Origin of the sequence: Roseomonas indoligenes, assembly GCF_017813365.1 — a bacterium.
Classification (GTDB): Bacteria; Pseudomonadota; Alphaproteobacteria; order Acetobacterales; family Acetobacteraceae; genus Roseomonas; species Roseomonas indoligenes.
Map to the genome: position 1 here is coordinate 168833 of NZ_JAGIZA010000005.1, position 15600 is coordinate 184432.

At 71.3% G+C, this 15600-nt stretch carries 16 protein-coding genes; 8 read left to right on the plus strand and 8 right to left on the minus strand.

Annotated features, from left to right (window positions below):
• Nucleotides 1-46: 46 nt before the first annotated feature.
• Complete coding sequence (locus J5Y10_RS10450) at nucleotides 47-676, plus strand: cytochrome b (protein ID WP_209373318.1); 630 nt, start codon at nucleotides 47-49, stop codon at nucleotides 674-676.
• On the opposite strand, the gene J5Y10_RS10455 is transcribed toward J5Y10_RS10450, so the two are convergent.
• Nucleotides 642-839, minus strand: coding sequence for a hypothetical protein (locus tag J5Y10_RS10455; RefSeq protein WP_209373319.1), 198 nt, complete (start codon nucleotides 837-839; stop codon nucleotides 642-644). The genes J5Y10_RS10450 and J5Y10_RS10455 overlap by 35 nt on opposite strands.
• A 174-nt stretch (nucleotides 840-1013) precedes the next feature.
• Here J5Y10_RS10455 and J5Y10_RS10460 point away from each other — a divergent pair, with 174 nt between their 5' ends.
• The 4 genes from J5Y10_RS10460 to J5Y10_RS10475 all read left to right on the plus strand — a co-directional run bounded on the left by J5Y10_RS10460 (nucleotide 1014) and on the right by J5Y10_RS10475 (nucleotide 4421).
• The gene (locus J5Y10_RS10460) at nucleotides 1014-2228 is read left to right on the plus strand and encodes an NADP-dependent isocitrate dehydrogenase (RefSeq protein ID WP_209373320.1); all 1215 of its coding nucleotides are present in this window, start codon (nucleotides 1014-1016) and stop codon (nucleotides 2226-2228) included.
• A 98-nt stretch (nucleotides 2229-2326) separates the two neighbouring features.
• Nucleotides 2327-3007, plus strand: a complete 681-nt coding sequence (locus J5Y10_RS10465) for a DUF599 domain-containing protein (protein WP_209373321.1) — start codon at nucleotides 2327-2329, stop codon at nucleotides 3005-3007.
• A 64-nt stretch (nucleotides 3008-3071) separates the two neighbouring features.
• Nucleotides 3072-4010: a cation diffusion facilitator family transporter gene (locus tag J5Y10_RS10470; RefSeq protein ID WP_209373322.1), complete on the plus strand. Its 939-nt coding sequence runs from the start codon at nucleotides 3072-3074 to the stop codon at nucleotides 4008-4010.
• Between the two features lie 27 nt (nucleotides 4011-4037).
• Nucleotides 4038-4421, plus strand: coding sequence for a hypothetical protein (locus tag J5Y10_RS10475; RefSeq protein ID WP_209373324.1), 384 nt, complete (start codon nucleotides 4038-4040; stop codon nucleotides 4419-4421).
• Nucleotides 4422-4427: 6 nt separating this feature from the next.
• Here the strand turns inward: J5Y10_RS10475 and J5Y10_RS10480 are convergent, their stop codons facing one another.
• From J5Y10_RS10480 to J5Y10_RS10490, 3 genes are read right to left on the minus strand one after another with little or no spacing between them, the layout of a single operon-like run.
• Complete coding sequence (locus tag J5Y10_RS10480; RefSeq protein ID WP_209373326.1) at nucleotides 4428-4913, minus strand: hypothetical protein; 486 nt, start codon at nucleotides 4911-4913, stop codon at nucleotides 4428-4430.
• A gap of 24 nt (nucleotides 4914-4937) precedes the next feature.
• Entirely contained in the window at nucleotides 4938-6572 is a 1635-nt protein-coding gene (locus J5Y10_RS10485) for a peptide chain release factor 3 (RefSeq protein ID WP_209373329.1), read from the minus strand.
• A gap of 51 nt (nucleotides 6573-6623) precedes the next feature.
• Nucleotides 6624-7793, minus strand: a complete 1170-nt coding sequence (locus J5Y10_RS10490; RefSeq protein ID WP_209373331.1) for a multidrug effflux MFS transporter — start codon at nucleotides 7791-7793, stop codon at nucleotides 6624-6626.
• A gap of 148 nt (nucleotides 7794-7941) precedes the next feature.
• On the opposite strand from J5Y10_RS10490, the gene J5Y10_RS10495 reads away from it, so the two are divergent.
• A complete protein-coding gene (locus J5Y10_RS10495; RefSeq protein ID WP_209373333.1) occupies nucleotides 7942-8388 on the plus strand; it encodes a hypothetical protein in 447 nt (148 codons plus the stop codon).
• A 52-nt stretch (nucleotides 8389-8440) separates the two neighbouring features.
• Here the strand turns inward: J5Y10_RS10495 and J5Y10_RS10500 are convergent, their stop codons facing one another.
• The 3 genes from J5Y10_RS10500 to J5Y10_RS10510 form a co-directional block, all read right to left on the minus strand.
• The gene (locus tag J5Y10_RS10500) at nucleotides 8441-9028 is read right to left on the minus strand and encodes a YcbK family protein (RefSeq protein WP_209373334.1); all 588 of its coding nucleotides are present in this window, start codon (nucleotides 9026-9028) and stop codon (nucleotides 8441-8443) included.
• Nucleotides 9025-10548, minus strand: coding sequence for a L,D-transpeptidase family protein (locus J5Y10_RS10505; protein ID WP_245214530.1), 1524 nt, complete (start codon nucleotides 10546-10548; stop codon nucleotides 9025-9027). The genes J5Y10_RS10500 and J5Y10_RS10505 overlap by 4 nt, the downstream gene beginning before the upstream one ends.
• A gap of 64 nt (nucleotides 10549-10612) precedes the next feature.
• Complete coding sequence (locus J5Y10_RS10510) at nucleotides 10613-10840, minus strand: hypothetical protein (protein WP_209373335.1); 228 nt, start codon at nucleotides 10838-10840, stop codon at nucleotides 10613-10615.
• Between the two features lie 176 nt (nucleotides 10841-11016).
• Between J5Y10_RS10510 and J5Y10_RS10515 the strand changes: the two genes are divergently transcribed.
• Nucleotides 11017-12447, plus strand: coding sequence for a hypothetical protein (locus tag J5Y10_RS10515; RefSeq protein ID WP_209373336.1), 1431 nt, complete (start codon nucleotides 11017-11019; stop codon nucleotides 12445-12447).
• Between the two features lie 16 nt (nucleotides 12448-12463).
• The gene (locus J5Y10_RS10520) at nucleotides 12464-13183 is read left to right on the plus strand and encodes a DUF1028 domain-containing protein (protein WP_209373337.1); all 720 of its coding nucleotides are present in this window, start codon (nucleotides 12464-12466) and stop codon (nucleotides 13181-13183) included.
• Nucleotides 13184-13186: 3 nt separating this feature from the next.
• On the opposite strand, the gene J5Y10_RS10525 is transcribed toward J5Y10_RS10520, so the two are convergent.
• Nucleotides 13187-15529: a putative bifunctional diguanylate cyclase/phosphodiesterase gene (locus J5Y10_RS10525; protein WP_209373338.1), complete on the minus strand. Its 2343-nt coding sequence runs from the start codon at nucleotides 15527-15529 to the stop codon at nucleotides 13187-13189.
• Between the last annotated feature and the right edge of the window lie 71 nt (nucleotides 15530-15600).

Here is a 15600-nt window from a genome sequence, read left to right on the forward strand (position 1 = left end):
AGGAAGCCCGGTGCGGCGGCGGGTGGGCTGAGATAACATCCGGTCCATGTCCCGTTCACATGGATCGGCCGACGTGGCGCCCAGCCCTCTCCTCGACTCCCCGGATCGCTACGGCCTTGTCAGCCGCGCGCTGCACTGGGGCATGGCGGCCCTCTTCGCCTGGCAGTTCGCGGGCATGGGGATCAAGCTGGCGCTGGGCCGCCACCCCGTCTCCTCATTCTTCGTCGGCACCCATTACGGCGTGGGCACCCTGCTCTTCGTCCTCGTCCTGCTGAGGGGCAGCTGGGGGCTGCTCAGCGCCCACCGCCGCCCGCCGCACCGCCCGGGTCCACTGGGCTGGGCCGCCAGCCTCGGCCATCTCGCGATTTACGCACTGATGGTGGTGGTCCCCAGCCTTGCCCTTCTGCGTCAGTACGGATCGGGCCGCGCCTTCGCCCCCTTCGGCATCCCCCTCTGGGAGGCGCATGAGGCGAAGATCCCGGCCCTGGTGGAGGCGGGGAACGCCGCCCATGGCGAACTGGCCTGGTTCCTCCTGGCCGTTGTGGCAGGGCACGTCGCGATGGTGGTCATCCATCGCTTCGCCCTGGGACATGACGTGCTGCCGCGCATGGCCGGCCGCCTTGGCGCGCCGCTGCCGGCGCCTAGCCCTGAGGGCGCGGCAGCCGCCCGCCGCTGACCCCACCGCTTGCCGGGCCGTCCTCCGGCCGGGCCGCATCCCCGACCGGCCGCGGCCCGGGCAGTTCCCGCTCCGCCGCGCAGGAACAGGTCACCTGCCCATCCCCCAGCCGGTTCGGCACGGTCGGCTCCCCGCAATGCGGGCATTCGCGGATGGGTTCCATGGGCGTCTCCGGCTTCCCGTCCATCTGGTGCGCCGCCCGGCACTGAAAACCCCGCCCCCGCCTTGAACGGGCCCGCCCCCGGTGCGAATGTCCGCCCGCCGCCGGGGGGGTGCCCCCGGCCCATAAGCTTTCGACCGGCGGGCCCGGCTCGCCCCTGACTCAACGAGGATCGGCATGGCCAAGATCAAGGTGAAGACCCCAGTCGTCGAGATGGACGGGGATGAGATGACCCGAATCATCTGGGGCTTCATCAAGGAGAAGCTGATCCTCCCCTACCTCGACGTGGACCTGAAGTACTACGACCTCGGCGTCGAGTACCGCGACCAGACCGACGATCAGGTGACGATCGACGCCGCCAACGCCACGAAGCAGTACGGCGTGGGCGTGAAGTGCGCGACCATCACCCCGGACGAGGCGCGGGTGAAGGAGTTCAACCTGAAGAAGATGTGGAAGTCCCCCAACGGGACGATCCGCAACATCCTCGACGGCACGATCTTCCGCGAGCCGATCATCTGCCAGAACGTGCCGCGCCTGGTGCCGCACTGGTCCAAGCCGATCGTCGTCGGCCGCCACGCCTATGGCGACATCTATCGCTCCGTCGAGATGAAGGTGCCCGGCGCCGGCAAGGTCAAGATGACCTACGTGCCGGAGGGCGGGGAGCCGCAGGAGATCGGCGAGTTCCCGATGCCCGAGACCGGCGGCGTCGCGATGATGATCCACAACCTGAACAAGTCGATCGAGGGCTTCGCCCGCGCCTCGCTGAACTACGGCCTGCAGCGCAACTTCTCGGTCTACTTCAGCCACAAGAACACGATCCTGAAGGCCTATGACGGCACCTTCAAGGACATCTTCCGCAAGATCTACGACGAGGAGTTCAAGGCCGAGTACGAGAAGCGCGGCCTGACCTACGAGGACCGCCTGATCGACGACATGGTTGCCTCCGCCCTCAAGTGGGAAGGCGGCTATGTCTGGGCCTGCAAGAACTACGACGGCGACGTGGAGTCCGACATCGTGGCCCAGGGCTTCGGTTCGCTCGGCCTGATGACCTCGGTCCTCCTCTCCCCGGACGGCAACACGGTGGAGTCCGAGGCGGCGCACGGCACCGTCACGCGCCACTACCGCGAGCACCAGAAGGGCCGCGAGACCTCCACGAACCCGATCGCCTCGATCTTCGCCTGGACTCGTGGCCTCGCCTATCGCGGCAAGTTCGACGACACGCCCGACGTGGTCGAATTCGCCAACGCGCTGGAGAAGGTCTGCATCGAGACGGTGGAATCCGGCCACATGACGAAGGACCTCGCCATCCTCGTCGGCAAGGACCAGCCCTGGCTCAACACCCAGGCCTTCCTCGCCAAGCTGGACGAGAACCTGCAGAAGGCCCGCGGCTGATCCCGCGCCGGCCCGCCGCCCGGCGGCAGGCCACTTGCTAGCACCGGAGGGGGCGGGCGCCGGAAGGCCCCGCCCCCTCTCCTTTTCCGGGACATGCGATGCCAGGCTTCCTCACGCCGCTCGATCTTGTCGCCCTCGCGGTCTTCGTCCTGTGCTGGGTGGGCTATGCCACGGTGGTGGACCGCGTGCCCTCCATCCATCGGCGCAGCGTGATCCACGCGATGAACGAGCACCGGCGCCGCTGGCTTGTCGCTCTGTTGCCGAAGGAGAACCGGGTGGCGGACGTTGCCATCGTCGGCAACCTCATGTCCTCCACCTCCTTCCTCGCGAATACCTGCATCTTCATCATCGGCGGTGCGATGGCGCTCCTCGCCTCGCCGGAGGTCGGCCGCCGCGTTCTCGGCGCCATGCCCTTCTCCGAGGCACCGATGACGGATGGCGGCTGGGAAACGCGGATCCTCCTCATCCTCCTCATCTTCGTCCGCGCCTTCTTCGAGCTGACCTGGGCGCTGCGCCAGTTCAACTACGGCTCCATCCTCATCGGCGGACTCGGCCGCACTCCAGCCGCCATTCCGGCCGCCGAGATCGCGGCGGAGGTCGTGAACCGCGCCGCCCGCCACTTCAACACGGGCCTGCGCGCCTACTATTTCGGCCTGGCCGTGCTGGCCTGGATGGTCCACCCCATTGCCTTCATCCTCGCCTCCCTCTGGGTGGTGTCCGAGCTGCATCGGCGGGAGTTCCGCTCCGCCGTCCAGGCCGCCCTCTCTGCCGACGGCTAGGCGCAGGCGCTTTCATGACACTTCCCGCTCGCATCCGGCCGGCGGCCATCGCATCCTTCCCAGCGTGAGCAGCCCTTCGCCCCTCCGCCCGGGGACCCCGGACCCAGCCGCCCTCAGGCGCGAACGCTCCATCCTCCTTGCCTGCCTGCTGGACTGGGCGTTGATCCTGCCCTTCCTGGCCGTGGGCCTCTCCGCGAACTCCCTCACCCTCGTCGCGGAGGCCATCCGCGGTTCCCTGATGGTCGTGCTGGAGATGGTGCTGCTGGTGGTGCTCCGCCGTATCCATCGCGGCCGTATCACCGAATACGACTACGGCGCGGCGAAGATCGAGGAATTCGCCAACCTCGCCATCGGCGTCGCCATGGGCGCCGCGGGGGTCTGGATCACGATCTCGGCCGCCTCCCGCTGGCTCTTCCCGCCGGAGCAGGAGGGACTGGGCCTGGTCCTCGCCACCGCCCTGTCCCTCGCCAATGTCGTGATGAACGGCATCGCCCTGCGCGCCCTGTGGTCCGCCGGGCGGGACGGCACATCGGCCATCATGACGGTGCAGATCCGCAGCCGCACCGTGAAGCTCGCCTCCTCCGGCATCGTCGCCGTCGCGATCGCGGTGAATGCCGCCGCGCAGGTGATCGGCGGCGCGCCGCCCTGGCTCGCGCCGCTGGCCGAGGCGATCGGCACCGGCTTCGTCGGGCTGGTGATGATCCAGCTCGCCATCTCGCTCTGGCGGGAGTCAGTTCCTCAACTGCTCGACCGCAGCTTGGACGAATCGCGCCAGGCCTCGATCAACCGCGCCCTGGCCGGGCATTTCGCCGACTATGACGCGCTCTTGGAGGTGAAGTCCCGCATTGCCGGCAAGCAGGCCGTGGTGGAGATCGCCCTCGGCTTCGAGCGGGAGCGGCGGATCGGGGAGATCCAGCGCGTGGCCGACGCCGTGGTGGCCGACCTGCGCGCGTTGATCCCTGGCGCGGTCGTGACGGTCACGCCTGTCGCCCTTCCCGCCTGACATCAGGCTCCGGCAAGGGAGGATACGATGACCTTTCTCGTGCTCGGCTGGCTCCTGCCCGAGGAGGAGCGCCAGCCGCTGCTCGCCCTCGTCCCGCCCCGCTACGCCCGCGTGTTCGCCCACCACGTCACCCTGAAAGCCGGGGTGCGGCGGGGTGCGGAGCTGCCGCGCGAGACATCGGGCCGCATCGTCGGCGTGGCGGATGACGGCAGCGGCGTGCAGGCCCTGGTGGTGGAGATCGGTGCCACCACGCGCCGCCCGGACGGCTCCACCTGGCACATCACCTGGTCCCTGGGCTCCGGGCGCAAGCCGGTGGAGAGCAACGAGGTCATCCGGCGCCACCGCTGGACGCCGCTGGACCACCCGCGCGACGTCCGTCTGCAACCAGCAGTCTTCGACACGACGATGTAGGGCCGATCAGCCGGCGCCCGGCCCCTCGCCGGCGAAGCCCAACTCTCGCAGCGCCGCGATGGACTGCTCGGCCGAGACATGGTGGACGAAGATCCCGCCCTTCGCCTCCCACCCCTCGCGGGCGGAGGCGCGGTCATCCACCAGCACATGCCCCGGCCCGGACCAGCGCGGCTTTTCCCGGCTCATGCAGGTGATCACCGGGACATGCGCGCCGAGCATCCGCGCCACCCACTGCTTCTTCTGCGCCGGCGCCCAGGATCCCAGGGGCAGGCCCGTCAGGATCGTGGGGCGGTGCGGCTCGCAGAAGCGCCACAGCGCCTCCGCGTCGTGCATGAAGTCCAGGGTGTCGAAGAAGGCCGGCGCCTTCGCCAGCGCCGCCCACATCTTTTTCAATGGCAGCTCCTCCGGCCGACGCCCGGTCACGGCCTTCACGCCGCGATCGAAGTCGGCCAGCACGCCGTCCAGGTCGAGGAAGAGCGTGTGCGCGCTCATGCCGCCCCCCGGCGGAAAAACCGGCTAAGCGGCTGCATGCTGCTCCCGAAGCTTCAGGAACTTCAGCATTGGCCATTCCTCCTCCGCCCGGTTCCGCCGCCAATCGGAGGTGAAGAAGGCCACGAGCGCCCCGTCATGGTCCTCCGCCGTGTCGTGCGGCGCGGATTGCCGGAACTTCTCCATCGCCGCCTTATCGTCGGAGGCGACCCAGCGCATCATCCCCCAGGGCGTGCTCTCGTAGCGGCTCGGCACGGAGTACTCGGCCTTCAGCCGCTCCGCCAGCACGTCCAGCTGCAGCGCGCCCACCACGCCCACCACCGGCGGCGTGCCGTCCAGCGGGCGGAACAGCTGCACCACGCCCTCCTCGGCCAGCTGCTCCAGCGCGGTGCGCAGCTTTTTGCCGACCATCGCGTCCTCGATCATCACGCGCCGTAGGATCTCCGGCGCGAAGCTCGGCACGCCCCGGAAATTCAGCACCTCGCCCTCGGTCAACGTGTCGCCGATCCGCAGGATGCCGTGGTTCGCGATCCCCACCACGTCGCCCGGCCAGGCCTCCTGCGCCACCTGCCGGTCCTGCGCGAAGAAGAACAGCGGCGCGTTCACCGGCACCTGCTTGCCCGTGCGGGTCTGGCGCAGCCGCATCCCCTTCTCCAGCCGGCCGGAGCAGATGCGGAGGAAGGCCACGCGGTCCCGGTGGTTCGGGTCCATGTTCGCCTGGATCTTGAAGACGAAGCCCGTCAGCGCCGGCTCCTCCGGCTGCACGCGCCGCGTATCCGCCGGCCGCGCGCCGGGCTGCGGCGCGAAGCGCGCCAGGCCCTCCAGCAGGTGCCCGATCCCGAAATCCCGAAGTGCCGAGCCGAAATAGACCGGCGTCATCGTCCCCTGCCGGAACGCCTCGATGTCGAAGCTCGGGAAGGCCGAGGCCAGCTCCGCCCCCTCGCGCAGCGCCTCCACCTCGGAGGCCGGCACCATCTCGTCGATCTTCGGATCGTCCAGTCCGGAAAGCTTCACCGCCCCCGACCCCTCGGCTAGAAGGTGCAGCGCCGGCTCCAGCATGTCGTAGGTACCGAGGAACCCGCGCCCGGCGCCCACCGGCCAGGCCGCCGGCGTCACGTCCAGCGCCAGCGTCTTCTCGATCTCGTCCAGGAGCTCGAAGACGTCCCGGCTCTCGCGGTCCATCTTGTTGATGAAGGTGATGATCGGGATGTCCCGCAGGCGGCACACCTCGAACAGCTTGCGGGTCTGCGCCTCGATGCCCTTGGCCGCGTCGATCACCATCACGGCCGCGTCCACCGCCGTCAGCGTGCGGTAGGTGTCCTCCGAGAAGTCCTCGTGGCCCGGCGTGTCCAGCAGGTTGAAGACCACCCCGTCCCGCTCGAAGGTCATGACGGAGGTGGCCACGGAAATCCCGCGGTCCTGCTCGATCTTCATCCAGTCGGAGCGGGTCCGGCGCCGGTCGCCCTTGGCGCGCACCTGACCGGCCAGCTGGATGGCGCCGCCGCGCAGCAGCAGCTTCTCCGTCAGCGTCGTCTTGCCGGCATCCGGATGGGCGATGATGGCGAAGGCGCGCCGCCGCGCGGCCTCCTGGGCGACCTTGCTTTCGGCCTCGGGCGGGCGGTTATGGCCGATCCCGGCGGTGTCGGGGGCAATCTGATCCATGCGCCGTATCTGGCCGCGTTGGGGCCCCGGCGCAACAACCGATCCGGCGCGTCAGCCGTGCCGGCGCCGCAGCGCGTCCAGCCCGATCGTCATCACGGCCCCGGCGAGGATCACCGCCGCCACCGGCCGCGGCGTGCCGTTCGCGAAGTGTCCCACCGCCACGCTGCCCAGCGCCGCAACCGCGAATTGCAGCGTTCCCAGCAGGGCGGAAGCCGTGCCGGCCCTCTGCCCGTGCCGCGCCAGCCCGCCCACCGCGGAGTTGGGCATGATCATGCTGCCGGAGGCCAGCATGGCGAAGACCGGGAAAAAGAACCCCCAGAACCCTCCCCACCCCGTCCAGACGAGCAGAACCAGCGCAGCGGCCGAGGTCAGGAAAGCGATCGCGCCCGCGGACAGCACCCGATTGGCCCCGAAGCGCCCGACGAGCCAGGGGTTCAGCTGCGCCCCACCGATGAAGCCCACGGCGCCCATGCCGAACAGGATTGCGAAGCGCCCCGGCGGGATCCCGAAATACTCGATGTAAACGGCCGGCGCGCCGCTGATATAGGCGAACATCGAGAACATCACCGTCGCCCCCATCAGCGCGTGGGTCAGGAAGACCGGCTCCGTCAGCACCCGGCCGTAGTTCCGCATCAGCGCGCCGAAGCCCAGGCGCAACCGCCGCTCCGGCGGCAGCGTGTCCGGCAGCAGCCACCAGACCAGCAGGCCGGACACCGCGCCGTAGCCCGCCATGACCCAGAAGATGGCCCGCCAATCCGCCACCCCGAGCAGCGCCCCGCCGAGGGAGGGCGCCAGGATTGGCGCGGCCCCCATAACGAGGATGAGGCGGGACATGATCCGCGCCGCCTCCAGCCCCGTCACCTTGTCCCGCACCACGGCGCGCGGGATCACGGAACTGGCGGAAGCCCCGAAAGCCTCCATGAAACGGAAGGCCGCCAGCCACCCCATGCTCGGCGCCAGCGCGCAGCCCACCGTCGCCAGGGTATAGACCACCGTCCCGACGATCAGCGGCCCGCGCCGCCCGAAGCGGTCGGACAGCGTGCCCTGGGTCACCTGCCCCACCGCCAGCCCGACGAACCAGGTGGCCAGCGTCAGCTGCGCCCCGCCCTGGCCGGTGCCGAACTCGGCCTCCATCTGCGGGAAGCCCGGCAGGTACATGTCCGTGGAGATCGGATTGATGGCCGTCAGGAAGCCGAGCAGCAAGGGAAGCCAGGGCGGCATGGGATCCTGCGTCGTTGAAGCGCGCCCTTGCTGCGCCGCAGCAGCGGGAATGGGAAGCCCAATTTGCGCGGAGCAGCCAACAGAAGGAACTTGCGAACGATTATCATTCCAGGCAGCCTGGGCAAACCAAATGCCGGGAGACTCCCCCATGGCCACACGCGGACTGCCCAGCTGGCCCCTCGCCGATGCCGCGCCCGAAGATCTGCCATCCGCGGAGGGCGTGTTGCTGGATGCCGTGCGCGGCTGGGTGGAGGCGACCCGGTCGGGGGGCTCCCCCATTGCCGCCTTGCGCCTCCCACTTGCGACCGAAGGCCTGGCCGCCGCGGCACCGGCGCTGGACGCGTTGTTGCGCGCCCTCGCCTGCCCGGGCGCCATGGGATGCCGCCTTTGCCCCCGCCTGACCCCAGCGGAAGGATCGCTCCTGATGGGCATCGGCCTGGCCCAGCGGGCTACCCGGCGGGAGGCCTTGGCGGTCTTCCTCCGCCTCGCCCCGCCCGCCTCCGCCTACGCGGCCCTCGGCCCGGCCCTCGCCCTAGGGCTGATCCTCCGGCGCGGCGGGCTGCTCCTCGCGAACCCGCTCCGCGCCAACTCATAGAAAAGGCCGGGGAGTTTCCTCCCCGGCCCATCCGATCCGAGAGCGGCCCGCCCTACCAGCGGCGGGACTGCCCGCAATCCAGGTGCACGAACCCATCCCGTCGGTAGAGCCCGACGCCGCCCAGCCCCAGCGAGGCGGCGAGCCGCGCCATCCCGTAGGAATCCCGCCCGGGCAGCCGCATGTCCCCGGCCATGCCGGACATGTGCAGGGAGACGGTGGAGACCCGCCCCGTGAGGCGCGAATTCGTCTCGGGCGTGCGGTAGCCGCTGATCACCTGGAAGGCGTCGTTGGTCTCCATCTTCGCCGCCACCGCGTTCATTACGTCGAAAAGGCGCGGATCCATCGGCGTCACCTCCTCGCGGTTGATGTCGCGGAACACCCAGTCCAGCTTTCGCAGCGCCTCGGTCACGTAGCGCCCATCCTGGAAATAGACGCCCTGGAAGGCGTCCCCGGTATAGGCGCGCTGCACGTTGACCCGCCGCGCGCCGCGGGCGACCTGCGCCTCGGCCCCGCCCGGCAGCGCGGCGCAGGCCAGCAGCCCCGCGCCGGCAGCAAGAAGGTTGCGCCGGCCCAGTCGCCGGTCCTCGCAGCAGGGGCACTCGGGCGCGTGCGGCCGGCGGCCGTTCCAGGTGGTGCTCATCGTGCAGCCCCCGCCGTGGCGACCCGCAGCCCGCCCCGGTCCATCTCCCGCGCATAGGCGGCGTCCAGACCATAGATATCGGGCCGCATCTTCACGCGCGCGCCCTCCGTGGTGACGGTCGTGTAGTGCAGCCGCACGGGCAGCGGGCGCCGCAGGCCCACCGACTGCGTCTGCTTGCTGTCATAGACGCGCTGCGCGCGCGCCATGTCCCAGCCCATCCCCTCCATCACGAGGAGGAGAAGGTCGTCGGGAAGCCCGAGACGGATGCACCCCGAGGAGAAGGCCCGATCCGGCCGGCCGAACAGCCGGCGATCGGGCGTGTCGTGCAGGTAGATGTCGTCGGAATTGGGCATGATGAATTTGATCCGGCCAAGGGCGTTTTCGTCCCCGGCGTCCTGACGGATGAGGTAGGGGAAACGGTCCGTCCGCACGGCGGACCAGTCCACGGTGGCGGGATCGACCTCCACGCGCTCGCCGCCCACCACGCTGTAGAGGCGGAAGCCCTTGGCGGCCATGCCCGCCGGGTCGCGGCGGTAGCGGGGCAGAAGGTCCTCGCGCGCGTTGCGCTCGGGCACGCCCCAGGTGGGGTTGAACTGAACGGTGGTCAGGCGGGCGCGCAGCGTCGGCGTGGCCCGCGCCGGCTTGCCGACCACCACGTTCATCCGCATCAGCACCCGATCCCCTTCCTGCACCAGCAGGACGTAGTCGGGGATGTTCACCTCGATGCGGCGCTCCTCGCCCGGCTTCAGGGCGTTGCGCCTCATGTCCAGCGCAACGCGAAGCTGCGCCACGCGGCTGGAAGCCGGGCGGTTCAGCAGGCCGAGGCTGATCGCGCCGACGCGCCCATCCGCCTCCAGCCCGCTCGCCGCCTGCCAGCGCCGAACGGCCGCCTCCAGCGGGGCGTCGTAAAGGGCGCCGCCGTCGCGCGCCGCGGCCAGCACCGGATCCTCGGCCTTCAACCGGGCCCGCAGCGCGGGAATGCGCGCGGCGTCGGTCATCCCCGGATCCAGCGTGCCCTCGCCGACGGGGATCGTCGTCCATCCCCCGGACGCGACCAGCCCGGCCGCCTTCGCCAGCTCCGACCGGATCGCGGCCGCACCCTCCGGCACGTTCGCCGCCCGGTCGATCAGGGTCGCCGGCTCCGGCAGCCCGACCAGCTCGGCCTGCCAGCGCGTGAAGTCCGTCGACGGGTCGCGCAGGATGTCGGCCCGGCCGGAGGGCTGCCGCAGCCGTCCGAGAACGAGGTCGCCCAGGGCCGCGTTGGCGGCCTGGTAAACCGCCGTGTGGAAGACCGCCGGCTCGGAGGCCCCCTGCGCATCCGGCGGCACGGCATAGGCGGCGGGGTCCAGCCCATCCTGCCCCAGCTTCCGCAAACGGGCGGCGAGGCGGAACACGGAATCCCAGCTCTGCGGCCCCGGTCCCGCCGGCACCGCCGAGCCCGCCTGGCCTCCTCCCTGCGCCCACGCCATGGCGGGAAGCAGGCCGGCCGAGAGGCCGGAAAGCACATCGCGTCTTCGCATGCGCGGACGCATACCCCCGGCGAACCCGGGCTGCAAAGCCGAATCGGGTAACCGGATCAGTTACTCAGCGGGAGATGAGCCAGCCGAGCAGCATCAGCACGACCACGCCGATCAGCACCGCCCTGATGAGGGACCACCACTCCCCGCGGCCCGCCTCACCCTCCTCGGCGTGGGAGATGGGGCGGGGCGAGGGGTGCCGGGCCTCTGCCATCCCGGCCGGCGCGGCTGAGTCCGGGCTCGCCGCGGCCTGGTCGCGCATGACCGCGCTGGAGCGAATGGGATCGCTTGGCATGAGGCCCTCCTTGAACCGGTTCGATATCGTGCCGCAAGCATCATGGTCGGGGGAGAGCCGGGCAACGGCTCGGTTCCGCTCGAGACAAGGAACGTGGAAGACGTGCCCTGTTTTCAGGGCGGGTGACCCCGTCCTGCCGGCTTGATCCCGGCGCCGGGGAAAGCGACCCTGGGGCCATGTCGCAGACCACTCCCGCCGACGATTCGGCCGACCCGGCCTGGGCCGGCGCCGCTCGCTTCCTGGAAGGCCGGATCCCGCCCGGCGGACGGGTGATCGCGCCCGACAGCTTCGCCCGCCTGACCGGCGCCCTCTCCGCGCCGGACCCGAACGTGCTGCCGGACTGGGCGGTGGTCCGGACCGCCGCGACCGGAGCTCTTCCGCCAGGCCTCCTCCGGCGCCTCCTCGCTGAGACGACCCCGGTCTTCGCCAATGAGGGCTACGTCATCTTCGCGCGGCGCCCCACTTTCGGGCTGGCGGATATGCGGAACGCGCCGGCGGTGCGCGCCCTGGCCGATGGTGCCGCTCTCGGGGTTCCCATCCAGCAGTCGTCCGGCCCCAGCCTGCTGGAGGCGAGCCTCCCCAGGGCCGCGGCCCCGCCGGAAGCCGCGATGACACCCCTCGTCGCGCCGCATGGGGCGGACATCCCCCGCGCCGCCCTGCCGCCGGAGGCTCTCGCGCTGCAGGTGCCCGCGCCGCCCCGAGCGGAACGTCCGGCCTTCCCCGTCCCGCACCCTGGCGCGGCCGCTCCCGAGCCGCCGCGCCTCTTCGTCCCGCCGCCAGAGCAGGCGACGCCGCCCCGCCTCTTCCTCGCGCCTGTTCCCGGGAATGCGCCGCCAATCCCGGCCCCCGCCCCGTCCCTCTTCGCCGTTCCCCCTGTCCAGCCGCCAGCCCAGCCGCAACCGTCCTTCACTCCGCCCCCTGCACCAGCCCCCGCGCCCCGCCCCGAAGCGAATGTGCCCCCGGTTCCGGTGCCCATGCCGGCCCGTTCGGCGCCCCCCGTTCCGGAGCCTCCGCCCGCCCCGGCCCACCCGGTATCACCGACTGTCGGGCAGCCGAGAGCGCCGGATCAGGAAGGCACCTTGCCCGCCCGCGTCGCCGCCTCGCTGGGGACGGGCGCCGGAAATCGCGTTGCTGCCCTGGGCCGGAGGGCGCCCGCCCTCGCCGGCGCCGCCTTGGCCCGGTCCGCCCTGGTCTCGGAGGGTTCGGAAGGGCAGCCCGACGCCTGCTTCGACCTGGCCCTCCTCACGCCCGACGAGGCTTCGCTCGCCGGGCTGGCCGCGGAGGCAGCGCGCCTTCTCCGCCCCGGCGGCCGGCTTCTCGTCGTCGCGGAGAACGCCACCTCGCTCGGGCGGCGCCTTTCCGCCACTCTCGGCCGCCCTGCCCCGGCGGGGATGTCCGTCGAGGCGATCCGCGGCGCGCTCCACGCGGCCGGCCTCATCCCCGAGCGCCTGGAAGGCCACGCCCTCGACTCCTGGCGCGCCACCTCGGACGCCCCGCCGCCAGGCCTGGCGGCCGGCGACCCAGCCGCAGCCATCCTGGAGGAAGCGGCCGAGACCATGGACCCGCGCCACGCCGCCTGGCTGCTCTTCCTCGCCCGCAAGCCATGAGGCGGACGCACAGCCCGTGACCTGGTCCATCGTCATCCATGAGCCGGAGAGCGGCGCCTTCGCGGTCGCCGTGACCACCTGCAGCTTCGCCGTCGGCGCCTCCTGCCCGCATCTCCGGGCCGGTGTTGGCGCGGTCTCCACCCAGTCCTTCACCAACCGTTATCTCGGCCCCGCCGTGCTGGACGGGATGGCGCGCGGTCTTCCCCCCGCCGCGGCGATCGAGGGTGCCCTGGCCGGAGACGAGGGCCGGCACCTTCGTCAGGTCCATGCCGTGGACCGCTTCGGCCGCAGCGCCGCCTTCACCGGCAAGAACTGCGTGGACTGGGCCGGCGAGAGGATCGGCCGGAGCCAGTCGGTGGCCGGGAACATGCTCGCCGGCCCCGCCGTGCTGCACGACACCGTCGCGGCCCTCGCCATCAACGGCCACCTGCCCCTGCCGGAACGGCTGGCCCTGGCGCTGGAGGCCGGCGAGGCCGCCGGAGGTGACCGCCGCGGCCGTCAATCCGCCGGGATGCGCCTCGTCACCACCGAAGACTTCCCGGACCTCGACATCCGCGTGGACGATCACCCGGAGCCGTTGAAGGAGCTTTCCCGGCTCCTCGCCATCTGGCGCCGGGACCGCGCCCCCTATCTCGCTCGCCAGCCCCGCAAGGCCAATCCTTCGGGCGTCATCGACATGGAAGCGACCGAGGCCGCGTGGAAGGCCGCCGGCCTGGACCTCCGCTTCCGCCGTTAGCCGTCACGCCGCCCGGGCATCCTGCTGCCCCACCCGGGCCTGGAAGTCCGCCGCTGACATCGGCCGGCCGAAGAGGAAGCCCTGCGCCTCCTCGCAGCCCTCCGCCCGCAGCATGGAGAGCTGCCCCTCGTCCTCCACCCCTTCGGCATTCGTCGTCACGTCCAGCGCACTGCCCAGGGCGATCACCGCCCGCAGCAGGGCCACCGCCTTCGCATCCATCGCGATGTGCCGGATGAACGACCGGTCCACCTTGATCTTGTCGAAGCGGAACCGCTGCAGCGTGGCGAGCGAGGAGTAGCCCGTCCCAAAATCATCCATCGCCAGCCGCACGCCGAGCGAGCGCAGGCGCGAGAGGATGGCAAGCGTCTCCGCGCTGTTGGCGAGCATCGCGGCCTCCGTGATCTCCAACTCCAGTTGCGCGGGCGGCAGGCCGGACCGGGCCAGGGCACCCTCAACCGTGGCGACGAAGCTCGCCTGCCGCACCTGGATGGCCGAGACGTTCACCGCTAGGTTCAGCCCGCCCCAGCCACGCGCCACCTGGCAGGCCTGCTCCAGCACCCAGGCGCCGATCGGGATGATCAGCCCCGTCTCCTCGGCCATCGGGATGAAGACGTCCGGCGAGATCATGCCGCGCTGCGGGTGGTGCCAGCGCAGCAGCGCCTCTGCCCCCTTGATCCGCCGTGTCGCCGTGGAAACCTGCGGCTGGAACAGGATCGTCAACTCCTGCCGTGCCATCGCGTTCCGGAGGTCGGCGATGAGCAGGCGGCGGGTCCTGAGTCGCTCGTCCAGCTCCGGCTCGAAGACCCGCAGGCAGGATCCGCCCTCCGCCTTGGCTTGGTACAGGGCCAAGTCCGCATCCTGCAGAAGCGCCTCTGGCCGTCCGTCGAAGGGACCGGGCGCGAGCACCGCCGCGCCGATGGAGAGCCCGACCGTCCGGAACTCCGATCCCAGCAGCACGGGCTCGTCCACCGCCGCCAGCAGCCGGGCCGCGAAGGCGTTCAGCGCCTCCGGATGGCCGAGGTCGGGCGCGACGAGCACGAACTCGTCCCCGCCTACGCGCGCCAGCGTGTCCGTCGCTCGAAGGCAGCCTCGCAGCCGGGCCGCGACCACCCGGAGCACCTCGTCCCCCGCAGCGTGGCCGAGCGTGTCGTTCACCTCCTTGAAGTGGTCCAGGTCCATGGCCAGCACGGTCATATGGGTGCCGTCCCGCCGGGCGGCGGCAAAGGCCAGCTCCAGCCGATCACCCAGAAGCGCCCGGTTCGGCAGCCCTGTCAGCCCGTCGAAGTTCGCCAGCCAGCGCAGCCGCTCGGAGAGGCGGCTTCTCTCGGCGGAGGCGTCCCGGAACAGGATGCAGGCATCCGTCAGCTCCGCCACTTCGCGCGGCGCTCCGGGAGGAGGCGGTGGGATGGACACGGTCAGGTCCCCGCGGCCGAGCCGGCGCAGCGCCTCGGTCAGCCCGGTCAGCATTCCCCCCAGCCGCCGCGCCGCGCCGGCGGCGTAGACCGTCCCGAGAATGAGGACGGCCGCGAAGGCCGGCACCACGATGCCCAGCGTCTCATCCGCGGTCAGCACCCCCGTTGCCGCGGGCAGCAGCAGGACCATGGCAGCCCGCCCGCTGGCCCGCGCGGCCGGGATCGGCGTGACCCGCGCCATCCAGGCACGCCCGCCGACGGAAATCGACCCCGTGGCCGGCCGGCCGGCCGTCAGGGCCACCCGGAGCCAATCCGGCGTCCAGCGCGAGGTCGGGACGGCGGGCAGCGGCAAAGTTGCCAGCCGGGGGTGCTCCTCCACGAAGAGGATGGCGGCCCCGCCCTCCGCCGCGGCCAGTTCCTCCAGGGCACCTTGATCCAACGCAGCAATCAGCCGGACTTCGGCATCGCCTCCTCCGGCGAGCGGCAGGCGCGCCAGCGCCTCCGCACCCGGCAGGTCGGTGCCCGGACAATCGGCGGCATCGCAGCCGGCAGCGGCCCGCATGACGCCGCCGGAGGGACAGCTCCGCATCTCGACCGCGCGGATCAGGGGCTCGGCGGTCCGCAACGTCGAGAGTAGGCCGCGCAATCCGTCAGCCTGGTGTGGGCCGGTCCCCCCGGCCAGGGTAAAGGAGAGAGCAGAGTCCCCCTCCAGCCCGCGTGCCAGCCGTTCCAGGCTGCCCTGCACGCTCGCTGTCCGGGCCTCGAAGCGGCTGCCCGCGGCCTGCAGCATCCGCTCGGACATGTCGTGCTGCAGGTCCCGGACGAGCCAGGATACCGCCACCACGGTCACGAAGAGGCAGAGGAGCGAAGGCGCGGCCGAGAGGAGGATCAGCCGCGACCGCAGACCCTGTTGCGGAAAGAACCGCCTTGCCATCCACCCCGATTCCCGTCCCGGTCAGGGCGGGATGATGGGGTGGGTGGCCTTGCCCTAACGTTAAGCGGGCC

What these genes read in the sequence shown, in the direction of transcription:
- J5Y10_RS10450 (WP_209373318.1), top strand. Translation starts at nt 47, where the DNA reads ATGTCCCGTTCACATGGATCGGCCGACGTGGCGCCCAGCCCTCTCCTC.
- J5Y10_RS10455 (WP_209373319.1), bottom strand. Translation starts at nt 839, where the DNA reads ATGGAACCCATCCGCGAATGCCCGCATTGCGGGGAGCCGACCGTGCCG.
- J5Y10_RS10460 (WP_209373320.1), top strand. Translation starts at nt 1,014, where the DNA reads ATGGCCAAGATCAAGGTGAAGACCCCAGTCGTCGAGATGGACGGGGAT.
- J5Y10_RS10465 (WP_209373321.1), top strand. Translation starts at nt 2,327, where the DNA reads ATGCCAGGCTTCCTCACGCCGCTCGATCTTGTCGCCCTCGCGGTCTTC.
- J5Y10_RS10475 (WP_209373324.1), top strand. Translation starts at nt 4,038, where the DNA reads ATGACCTTTCTCGTGCTCGGCTGGCTCCTGCCCGAGGAGGAGCGCCAG.
- J5Y10_RS10480 (WP_209373326.1), bottom strand. Translation starts at nt 4,913, where the DNA reads ATGAGCGCGCACACGCTCTTCCTCGACCTGGACGGCGTGCTGGCCGAC.
- J5Y10_RS10485 (WP_209373329.1), bottom strand. Translation starts at nt 6,572, where the DNA reads ATGGATCAGATTGCCCCCGACACCGCCGGGATCGGCCATAACCGCCCG.
- J5Y10_RS10490 (WP_209373331.1), bottom strand. Translation starts at nt 7,793, where the DNA reads ATGCCGCCCTGGCTTCCCTTGCTGCTCGGCTTCCTGACGGCCATCAAT.
- J5Y10_RS10495 (WP_209373333.1), top strand. Translation starts at nt 7,942, where the DNA reads ATGGCCACACGCGGACTGCCCAGCTGGCCCCTCGCCGATGCCGCGCCC.
- J5Y10_RS10500 (WP_209373334.1), bottom strand. Translation starts at nt 9,028, where the DNA reads ATGAGCACCACCTGGAACGGCCGCCGGCCGCACGCGCCCGAGTGCCCC.
- J5Y10_RS10505 (WP_245214530.1), bottom strand. Translation starts at nt 10,548, where the DNA reads ATGCGAAGACGCGATGTGCTTTCCGGCCTCTCGGCCGGCCTGCTTCCC.
- J5Y10_RS10510 (WP_209373335.1), bottom strand. Translation starts at nt 10,840, where the DNA reads ATGCCAAGCGATCCCATTCGCTCCAGCGCGGTCATGCGCGACCAGGCC.
- J5Y10_RS10515 (WP_209373336.1), top strand. Translation starts at nt 11,017, where the DNA reads ATGTCGCAGACCACTCCCGCCGACGATTCGGCCGACCCGGCCTGGGCC.
- J5Y10_RS10525 (WP_209373338.1), bottom strand. Translation starts at nt 15,529, where the DNA reads ATGGCAAGGCGGTTCTTTCCGCAACAGGGTCTGCGGTCGCGGCTGATC.